Source organism: Allofournierella sp. (genome assembly GCF_048388525.1).
GTDB lineage: Bacteria > Bacillota > Clostridia > Oscillospirales > Ruminococcaceae > BQOK01.
The window spans coordinates 1-10,019 of record NZ_DBGCTQ010000030.1; the positions used below are offsets into that span (position 1 = coordinate 1).

Annotated in this window: 8 protein-coding genes and 1 pseudogene; 5 read left to right on the forward strand and 4 right to left on the reverse strand. The window is 55.1% G+C overall.

Translation table 11 applies throughout. The annotated features are described in order from the left end of the window. Window positions 1-118 precede the first annotated feature (118 nt). Genes gcvPA through lpdA form a run of 4 tightly spaced genes read left to right on the forward strand, consistent with a single transcriptional unit; the run spans window position 119 to window position 5,304 of the window. Window positions 119-1,441, forward strand: a complete 1,323-nt coding sequence (gene gcvPA, locus ACMLHZ_RS02530; RefSeq protein ID WP_418666238.1) for an aminomethyl-transferring glycine dehydrogenase subunit GcvPA — start codon at window positions 119-121, stop codon at window positions 1,439-1,441. Next, the gene (gene gcvPB, locus ACMLHZ_RS02535) at window positions 1,438-2,880 is read left to right on the forward strand and encodes an aminomethyl-transferring glycine dehydrogenase subunit GcvPB (protein ID WP_418666239.1); all 1,443 of its coding nucleotides are present in this window, start codon (window positions 1,438-1,440) and stop codon (window positions 2,878-2,880) included. Before gcvPA ends, gcvPB begins: the two co-directional genes overlap by 4 nt. Continuing rightward, complete coding sequence (locus ACMLHZ_RS02540; protein ID WP_418666240.1) at window positions 2,877-3,872, forward strand: lipoate--protein ligase; 996 nt, start codon at window positions 2,877-2,879, stop codon at window positions 3,870-3,872. Before gcvPB ends, ACMLHZ_RS02540 begins: the two co-directional genes overlap by 4 nt. A gap of 55 nt (window positions 3,873-3,927) precedes the next feature. Continuing rightward, window positions 3,928-5,304, forward strand: a complete 1,377-nt coding sequence (gene lpdA, locus ACMLHZ_RS02545) for a dihydrolipoyl dehydrogenase (RefSeq protein ID WP_418666241.1) — start codon at window positions 3,928-3,930, stop codon at window positions 5,302-5,304. A gap of 150 nt (window positions 5,305-5,454) precedes the next feature. On the opposite strand, the gene ACMLHZ_RS02550 is transcribed toward lpdA, so the two are convergent. From ACMLHZ_RS02550 to ACMLHZ_RS02560, 3 genes and pseudogenes are all read right to left on the reverse strand, one after another. Further along, on the reverse strand, window positions 5,455-5,700 hold the full coding sequence (locus tag ACMLHZ_RS02550) for a hypothetical protein (protein WP_418666242.1): 246 nt from the start codon (window positions 5,698-5,700) through the stop codon (window positions 5,455-5,457). A 53-nt stretch (window positions 5,701-5,753) separates the two neighbouring features. Next, window positions 5,754-5,945 (reverse strand): annotated as a pseudogene (locus ACMLHZ_RS02555) (permease); the annotation flags it as partial. A 383-nt stretch (window positions 5,946-6,328) separates the two neighbouring features. Continuing rightward, window positions 6,329-7,924 (reverse strand): restriction endonuclease, encoded by a 1,596-nt coding sequence (locus ACMLHZ_RS02560; protein WP_418666243.1) that lies wholly within the window; start codon window positions 7,922-7,924, stop codon window positions 6,329-6,331. A gap of 366 nt (window positions 7,925-8,290) precedes the next feature. Here ACMLHZ_RS02560 and ACMLHZ_RS02565 point away from each other — a divergent pair, with 366 nt between their 5' ends. Further along, entirely contained in the window at window positions 8,291-9,139 is an 849-nt protein-coding gene (locus ACMLHZ_RS02565) for a creatininase family protein (RefSeq protein WP_418666244.1), read from the forward strand. Window positions 9,140-9,510: 371 nt separating this feature from the next. Here ACMLHZ_RS02565 and ACMLHZ_RS02570 read toward each other — a convergent pair. Beyond that, window positions 9,511-10,019, reverse strand: a 509-nt coding sequence (locus ACMLHZ_RS02570; RefSeq protein ID WP_418666245.1) for a type I restriction enzyme endonuclease domain-containing protein, incomplete at its 5' end; no start/stop codon positions are given.

A 10,019-nucleotide genomic window follows, 5' to 3' on the forward strand; every position in this document is an offset into this window, starting at 1 on the left:
ACGGCGCCTGGCTGGTAAAGGCCGGGGGCGTGTCGGGCGGCGAGGACCTGATGGACGCCGCCGCTTACGAAGCTTACTGCGCCGGGCTGGGCGGCTGAGCCGCGAAGGGAGCGTTTTTATGGGCAGTTATATCCCGAGCAGCCCGCAGGAACAGCAGGAAATGCTGCGGGCGGCCGGTTTTTCCGGCTTTGACGCGCTGTATGCCGACCTTCCGCCCCAGCTTCGCCTGGCTCCCGGCGCGCTGAACCTTCCCTCCGGTCTCTCGGAGCTGGAGGTGCGCGCCCAGATGGAGCGGCTGGCCTGGCAAAACACGGTCTTTCCCCATCTGTTCCGGGGCGCGGGCGCCTACCGGCATTACATCCCGGCCATCGTGCAGAGCGTGGTAGGCAAGGAGGAGTTCGTCACCGCCTACACCCCCTACCAGGCCGAGATCAGCCAGGGCATCCTGCAATCCATTTTTGAGTACCAGACCATGATCTGCGAGCTCACCGGCATGGAGGCCGCCAACGCCTCGGTGTACGATGGCGCCACCGCGGCGGCCGAGGCGCTGGCCATGTGCAGGGAGCGCGGGCGCACCGTGGCCCTGGTGAGTGCGGCCGCGCAGCCCCAGGTGCGCAGCGTGCTTGCCGCCTATTGCTTTGGCAGCGGCATGGAGCTGCGCATTATCCCCGAGCGCGAAGGCCGCACCGACCTCGACGCCCTTGCCGATCTGCTCAGCAGCTCGGTGGCCTGCGTTTACCTGCAGCAGCCGAACTTTTACGGCTGCCTGGAAGACTGCGCCCGCGCGGCGGACCTTGCCCACGGGGCCGGGGCCAAGCTCATTCTGGGCTGCAACCCCATCTCCCTGGCCCTGCTCAAAAGCCCCGGCGAATCCGGGGCAGACGTGGCGGTGGGCGAGGGCCAACCCCTGGGCCTGCCCCTGGCGTTCGGGGGGCCCTACCTGGGCTTTATGGCCACCACCAAGGCGCTCATGCGGCGGCTGCCGGGACGCATCGTGGGCCAAACGACCGATGCCGACGGCAAACGCGCCTATGTGCTCACCCTGCAGGCGCGGGAGCAGCACATCCGCCGCGAAAAGGCAAGCTCCAACATCTGTTCCAACCAGGCGCTGTGCGCCATGACCGCGGCAGCGTATCTGTCCGCCATGGGCGCAGAGGGCCTCACCCGTGTGGCGCAGCACTGCATGGCCAACGCCCGCCTTCTGGAAGCGGCCCTGGCTGGCGCGGGGTACCCCCGCAAACACGCCGGCCCCTATTTCCACGAGTTCGTCACCACCTGCCCGGTGCCCGCGGCACAGGTGCTCCGCACGCTGGAAGCGCAGGGGTATCTGGGCGGCCTGCCGGTGGGCGAAAACGAGCTGCTGTGGTGCGCCACCGAGCTGAACACGCCGGAGGAGATCGAAACTCTGGCCGCCATTTTAAAGGAGGTGGGCAAGGCATGAAACTGATTTTTGAGCGCGGCGCCCCGGGGCGCGGGTGCGATCTTGTGCCCCCCTGCACCCTGCCCCTGCCCGACCTGGGCGGGTTTGCCCGCACGGCCCCGCCCCGCCTGCCGCAGGTCAGCGAAACCGAGCTCAGCCGCCACTACACGGCGCTTGCCGGGCGCACCCGCGGCGTGAACGGCGGCTTCTACCCTTTGGGCTCCTGCACCATGAAGTACAACCCAAAGGCGGGCGAAGCGGCCGCGGCCCTGCCCGGTTTCACCGGCGTGCATCCCCTGCAGCCTGCGCACACGGTGCAGGGCTGCCTGGAAACCCTGGCCCAGGCCGAGCGGTATCTGTGCGAGATCACCGGCATGGACGCCATGAACTTTCAGCCAGCGGCAGGCGCCCACGGCGAATTCACCGGCCTTCTGCTCATCAAGGCCTACCACGCCGCCCGGGGCGATAGGGCCCGCACAAAAATGCTGGTGCCGGATTCCGCCCACGGCACAAACCCCGCCAGTGCGGCCATGGCAGGCTTCGAGGTGGTGAATATTCCCTCCCTGCCGGACGGCTGCGTGGATCTCGGCGCCCTGCGTGCGGCCGCCGGGCCGGACACCGCCGGCCTCATGCTCACCAATCCCAACACGGTGGGCCTGTTCGACAAAAACATCCTCGCCATCACCGAGATCGTGCACGCAGCGGGCGGCCTCTGCTATTACGACGGCGCCAACCTGAACGCGGTCATGGGCGTCGCCCGCCCCGGCGACATGGGCTTCGACGTGGTGCATTTAAACCTGCACAAGACCTTCGCCACCCCCCACGGCGGCGGCGGCCCCGGCAGCGGCCCGGTGGGCTGCAAGGCCCTGCTTGTCCCCTATCTGCCCGGCGCGCGGCCGGAACGGCTGCCCGAGGGTTTGCGCTGGCACCGCGAGTCGCACAGCGTGGGCGACGTCAAGGCATTTCACGGCAATTTCCTGGTGGTGGTCCGGGCGCTGGCCTACATCCTTACCCTGGGGCGCGAGGGCATCCCGCAGGCGGCCCAGAATGCCGTTCTGAACGCAAACTATCTGATGAGCCGCCTGCGGGGCCATTACGACCTCGCCTACGACCGCCCCTGCATGCACGAGTTCGTGCTCACCCTGGAGCCGCTCAAACAGCAGACCGGCGTGAGCGCGCTGGACATCGCCAAGGCCCTTTTGGACCGCGGCATCCACCCGCCCACCATGTATTTCCCGCTCATCGTGCACGAGGCGCTCATGGTCGAACCCACCGAAACCGAACCCCGCGAAACGCTGGACGAGGCGGCCGACGCCCTGCTGGAAATTTTGGCCGAGGCGCGGCGCGCGCCGGCCGGCCTTCACGCCATGCCCCGCACCACCCCGATCCGCCGCCCGGACGAGGTCGCCGCCGCCCGCAAGCCGGTGCTGCGCTATTGCTGGGAAGGGCCGGCCACATGACCCGGGCGCTCTACCTCTGCACGGCTCCCGGCACAGACCCTTATCAAAACCTGGCCGTGGAAGAATACCTCACCTTCCACACCCGGCCCGGCGAGTGTATTTTATACCTGTGGCAGAACCAGCGCACCGTGGTGATCGGCCGCAATCAAAACGCCTGGGCCGAGTGCGATCTTGCCTGCCTGGCGCAGGAGGGCGGCCATTTGGCCCGCCGCTTGTCCGGGGGCGGGGCTGTGTATCACGACCTGGGCAACCTGAATTTCACCTTTTGCCTGCCCAAGGCCGAGGCGGACCTGCAAAGGCAGCTGGGCGTGCTGCTGCGGGCCCTCGCCCTGGCCGGCATCCCAGCCGAAAAAAGCGGCCGCAACGATCTCACCGTGGGCGGCCGCAAATGCTCGGGCAACGCGTTTTTTTCCTCAGGGCCCTATTATTATCACCACGGCACCCTGATGCTGCAGGTGGAGGAGGAAGCCCTGGGGCGTTACCTCACCGTCTCCCCCACAAAGCTTGCGGCAAAGGGGGTGCCCTCGGTGCGCAGCCGGGTCACAAACCTGTGCAGCCATGCCCCTGGCCTCACCGCACAGCGCATGCGGGGGCTGCTGGCGCAGGCCGCCGCCGAACAATACGCCCTTGAGGCAAAGCCTCTGCCGCCGGATCGCCTGGACCTGGCCGAAATCGGGCTTTTGCGAAAAAAGTACGCCTCCGGGCAATGGCTGTACGGCCCGCACCTGCCCTTCACCCACCGGCTGGAACAGCGCTGGGCCTGGGGGGGCGTCACCCTGGAGCTGGCCGTGGAACACGATCTTGTGCAGGCGGCGGTGCTCTACACTGACGCGCTGCAGGGCGATTGGTTTTCGGGCGCGGGCAGCGCCCTGGAAGGGCTGCCCTGCCGCCCGGCGCTCCTGGCCGACGCGCTGGACAAACACCTGGCCTGCCGGGGCGCAGACGAAGCGCTTCGCGGCGATCTGCGGCAGCTCTGGCACGGTGGGGGCTGAACCCCCACAATTGACCTTTACAGCGGGCGGTCCGCCGCCCCGGAACGGAGGAACGATGGAACACTATGACCTGGTGGTGATCGGCGCGGGCCCCGGCGGCTACGAGGCCGCACTGGAGGCCGCAGGCCTGGGCCTGCGCACCGCGCTGATCGAGCGGCGGCAGCTGGGCGGCACCTGCCTGAACCGGGGCTGCATCCCCACAAAAGCGCTGGCGCACGCCGCCGGCCTTTATGCCGAGCTGAGCGCCTGCGGACGGTTCGGCCTCTCAGCGGAACAGCTGCGGTGCGACCCCGCTGCGCTGGCCGCTTACCGCCAAAGCACGGTGGAAACGCTGCGGGGAGGCATCGCCCTGCGGCTCAAACAAAAAAAGGTGGATCTGTTCCAGGGCTCCGGCCTTATAACGGCGCCCCACCGGGTCCGGGTGGAGTTCCCGCAGGGCGATGCGCTGGAGCTGGAAGCGCAGAACATCCTGGTGGCCGCAGGCGCAAAGCCCGCCGTGCCTCCCATCCCGGGCGCGCAGCTGCCCGGCGTGATGACCAGCGACGAACTGCTGGAATGGGGCGGCCCGCCTTTCGGCACCCTTTTGGTGATCGGGGGCGGGGTCATCGGGGTCGAGTTCGCCTCCATCTATGCCGCCCTGGGCAGCCGTGTGGTCATTCTCGAGGCGCTGGACGGGCTTCTCGCAAACCTGGACCGGGAGCTTGGGCAAAGCCTTAAGCTGCTGTTCAAAAAGCGCGGTGTCCAGGTGCACACCGGCGCCCGGGTGGAAGCCCTGGAACCCGCCTGCGAAAAGGGCCGCCTGTGCTGCCGCTACACGGAAAAGGGCGTTCCTGCCGAATGCGAGGCGGACGCCGTGCTGCTGGCCGTAGGCCGCACCCCCTGCGGCCTCGGGGCCTTTGCTCCCGGCGCAGCCCCCGCCAGCGAAAGGGGCCGCCTTCTGGTCAACAGCGCCTTCACCACCTCCCTGCCCGGGGTATACGCCATTGGCGACGCCATCGGCGGCGCGCAGCTGGCCCACCTGGCCACGGCCCAGGGCCTGGCGGTCGTGCGCGCCCTGGCGGGCAAAGCCCCCGGCCTGCGGCTGGACGTGGTGCCCGCCTGCGTGTACACCGAGCCCGAGATCGCCAGCGTGGGCCTCTCGGCCGACGAGGCAAAGGCCCGGGGCCTGGCGGTCCAGACCAAAAAGTATCCCATGTCGGCCAACGGCAAATCGGTGCTCACCGGCCAGGAGCGCGGGTTCATCAAGGTGGTATACGACCCCGCCGGCCGCGCCGTGCTGGGCGCCCAGCTGATGTGCGCCCGCGCCACCGACCTGGTGGGCGAGTTCGGCCTCGCCATCGCAAACGGCCTCACGGTGGAGCAGATGGCCGCGGCCATCCGCCCCCACCCCACCTTCAGCGAGGGCATCAGCGAAGTTCTGCGCAGCTGCTGAACCAATCGGAAAAGCAATTTTCTTGCGCCTCGCGCTTTTGTTCCCGCAACCTTTCCCCCGCGGGCCAAAGGCGCCCCGCAAATGGTATGACAAAACCATTTGCGGGGCGCCTTTTTGATCATCCAAATTCGCTCTTAGCGGGGCGAATTGCTACGCCAGTAATCCAAGATTGCCAAGCGGCCATACGCAATCCTTTAGCCCCTGCCGGCAGATGAGTTCTGTTTCACGTTTTTGCCCCAATCCAAGCTCAAGCAAAACTTCATCTATCATGTCTTTCTGATCTCTTGTCAGATTGGTGGTCAGCATTTCATCTATATGCTCCTGCCGCTTTTTGCGGTACTCCTCCTTCGTTGTTTGAAGGTTGCAACTGTCTTTAAGGCAGCTGCCGTACTGCAAGTGGCGGTTCTTCTTTACCGGCGGTCGCCGCCGCCTTCCATATGCCTTGGCTATCGTTCCCGCCGTGTCAGATCAAGGGATTCCATCTCCATCCTGTCCGCTGCCATAATGAAAGTTTCAACCTGCTTTTCCATCTGCAGCTTCTCAATGATTGTACCACCTGCCACAGCAATAACAAGGCCGACCACCACATAAGCGATTGCAACTTTTGCCGCAAAGATACTCATCAGCAGAACAAGGATTCCCTCAAAGTCCAAATAAAACAGTGCTATGGCGGAGGTATCGACGACAAAATTCGATAAAATATATTAGAATGTCCGCATAAAAATAATGCGTAAGCCCGGGTAGTCCGAACTTGCGCATTTGCGACTCGACATATATTATAGTATGTGACGGTGTTTTTTCAAAGGCGATTTTCACCAAATTTTAGCGAGTTAAAGTTGGTTGTATTAAAGAATTCTTCTATCACCAAAAAACCACTTGGAGATCTGAGTGAAGTAAATATTCTTTGCCTGAATCACACTTTGTGGATTTTTTGCGTTCTCCCTGCCAGCCGTACTCAACAGGCAAAAAAGCATTCCAAAAACCCAGCATTCATGCAGGTTTCCGGAATGCTTTTATGCTGCTGCTAAATTATAGATGCTATATCAACACTGTTTTGCAAATTATTCCACTTTTCGATCATTAACCTTTTGCATTCCTGCGCAGAGTTTAATTGAAGAAGTTCATTCGCCGTTATACAAACAACATAAAAATTTTCTGCCGCCAAGCGATAAATCTCTTCATTTGCATCCTCTGTAATGCCGTTAGCTGCAAACAGAATAGCAGTTTTATTACCCTTCCTATTAGAGATATGTGCTATATTCCTAATTTGGTGAATATCTACATGTGAACTCCAGTTTTTACATTCCACCAAAATGTAAGCACCTAACTTCCACAACTCATCATCCAGAGAAATATTTGCCACACTAAGATCTATTTCTTGAGCGCCTGCCCGGATACGGCGGCCTGTTATTTTCCACCCATTAACATTTGAGAGCATATATGCCGCTGCTTCTTCCCAAAGTGCGCCCTTTTTGTTTGTGTCCTTTTCCCATATGGCATTATTGATTAATGCCTGCAACTCCGAGGGCAAAAAATTGTTATGTGGTATCTGAACATTCAGTATCTGCCACAAATACGGCAAATAGACATATCTTGAATTCATCGTTTGGTGCATATCTTTGGATATTACAGGTTCGTCATCTCCTTCAAGAAATTTTCGGAAACTAAAAATCTGTTTTAAAAGAATTTCCCAATACATTGACTTTGGAATGATAGGAGTTGCATCCATAGTTGTGCAGATGTTCTCTGCAAGAAGATTGATGAATAATTCATACACTTTTGATATACTTTGCGCATCCCACTCTTTTCCCGAAATCGCACACAAATAGAGAAAAGCTTTATGCCATTCTTCGCAGATATCGGTTGGCTGTAGCCATTTTCCATAAGCATAAATAGGGTTTAAGAGTATGGACTGTAGGTTTGATGAGCAAAAGGCACCTAAATCGTTTGGGTGCAGGGTTTCTTTCATATACAGGGCATCTTCGCTCAAAATAACTTGATGCCCTCCCTCAAATAAAAATCTCCATGTACCTGTTTGCGTTTCGGGTAACGCCGCAATGACTTTTCTGCCAACAAAATCACGCATAAAGAAAGATCGGATCATTAACTGTGAACCACATAATTCAGGCAATTCACGCTCTATCCACAACGAAATTGTGCCCTCAATGATAGAATCTCCCATATCATTGGATCTGTGGTTGCAACATATTCCGCCAATGATAAAATCACCGTAATCTTGATAAACACGCTTTGGAAAATGATCTGGTTGTTCGCAGAAAAATTCCTGAATGCTTCGATAAAAAACATTTCCTGCAGTGTCCAGCTTGCCTGATGCTTTTTTAATCCTCTTTCCGGAGAGAATTCGTTGATAATTTAATTTCAGTTCCTTCTCAATAATAGAAACTACTTTATTTGCTTTTTCCTTTATGCCTACAACAGAGAAAATATGAACAAAACTTGCATCCTCATCACTTGCTTTAGCTAAAGCCATTATTTGCTGATAGAAGCCATCTTCAATATGGTTATATGTATTAACTTGTTGTATATATATCATGCCATTCTTTTCATATCCGCTGAGGTATAGGTATAAAAGCCCTGCCGAAGAAATCAACGCTTTCATACCCTCACCTCCAAAAAAGTAAAGCCGCGTGGAATTTCTTCCACACGGTTGACTTGGCTGGGCAAAGCCCACCGATAATATATTATATCACAAAATGCCCATTTTTCAATTTGATATCATTATTTTTCGGCATCAAAATGGTCTCCGTTCCTTCTCCAAATTCTTAGACTATGGAAAAAGCACGAGATAAACCGGGCTTTTCTGAGAAAAATGAGGCTCTGTGAGACCTCAGAGAACTGAAAGAATTTCACTGCTTATTCAAACTCTTTTTCCAGTTACACATTTAAGCTATTTTTTATATCAGAATGTAAAAAAATAGAAGGTTATTTATATTTTTGCACATAATATGAAAGGGGATAATATGTCATGAATTATTCTATATTTACTGATACGATGGCTGATATGAATTGGAAAGAAATTGAGGAGAAAGGCAATGCGAAAGTGCCTGTTCTGTTTCCTTTAGGTGTCATTGAAGAACATGGGCCACATTTGCCGTTGGGAACTGATATTTATTTGAGCTATGCTATATGCAAAAAAATTAAATATAAGTTAATCGAGCTAAAAACGGATTGCTTAATCGCACCGCCATATTATTGGGGAATCAATCATTGCACAGGTTCATTCCCTGGAACATTTTCTCTTAAGCCCGAAACGATGATAATGGCTTTAACGGATATATTTGAAAATTTACATCAATTTGGCTTTGATCAAGTGTGCTGTGTAAATCAACATGGAGACGCACTGCATGTGAACACTATAATCAATTCAATAAAGGCGGCAAATGAAAAGTTTAACATGAGTATCCGCTTGTTAATGGAACCATATGATTTGTATACATATGGACTGTCGGGCAAAGAAGATTTTATTATGCTGGACAATGCAGCGTATTCACCAGAATTGTTTGCCGAGGACGATGCAAATGAAAAGGATTTGTTGGATATCCATGCAGGAGCATTGGAAACAGCGGCAATGGAATATTTTTATCCTGATGCTGTTCGTAAAGAAATTGTCAATCAGTTGAAATCGTATTCATTAACGGAAAGCAGTCTGAACGAGTGGATTGCCGGCGGAAAAGCTGTAAAAAATGTTGTCCCACTAGGGTATGCAGGAAATCCTGCGGGATATGAAAAGAAAATTTCAACGGGGAAAGCTATATTTGAAATTTTAGCTGATTACTGTGCAAAGAAAATTATTGAAGACACCTTAGCAAAATAAGTATAATCTTTAGTTTATCTTTTTGAGCAAATATAAAGTTATTCAGAGCAGTTATAAATTATAGCTTATTTTAGGTGTACTCAAATTAAAATCTGTACCAAATCGTACCCAAACGCAAAACAAAAATCGCTATAAAGCTGATAAACTCTAGCTTTATAGCGATTTTCCTATTTACTCAAATTCGCTCTTAACAAGTGTTTCTTAAACAGTTTTGTTAAGATGATTTAGCACAAATTATTTGAGTTCTTTCCATTACCCATAAATGATAGGCTATCCAATTTTCCGTTGCCATTCCGTTGCCAAAGTAAAGTCTTTATGCAATCATCATATCACCCTTCAGATGACTTGGCAACCAGAGTAAGTAGTCCAAACTACATCTCATCTGTCCACATCTCGCACTGGGCAATTACCGTTTTAACCGCATCTTCTAGGCCCTCCGGCGGATACTTGTATTTTCTCAAAAGCCTTTTCACCATTAGCCGCATCCCGGCGCGGGCGCTGTCCTTCTTCTGCCAATCGATTGTCCGATTTTTGCGTAATGTTTCAGCCAATTCTTTTGTTAATTCCCGCAGCTCATCGTGAGAATAGAAGTCCCTTACTGCCTCCGGCTTGGTGATCGCGTCATAAAAAGCGAGTTCTTCGGCAGACAGTCCCAAATCATCGCCCGCTTGCCGCGCTTTCGCAATATCATCCGCCATCTTGCGGAGTTCCTCTATCACCTCCGCATTGGTGAGTTGTCCATTGCGGTACGAGTTCATAATACGCTGCATACGCTCTGAGAATTTCTCCGCTTGCACTAAGTTTGTGCGCTGAAAAGCTGAAATCTGTTCGCTCAACAGCTTTTTTAACAGTTCAGCGGCAAGATTCTTTTCTTTCATTC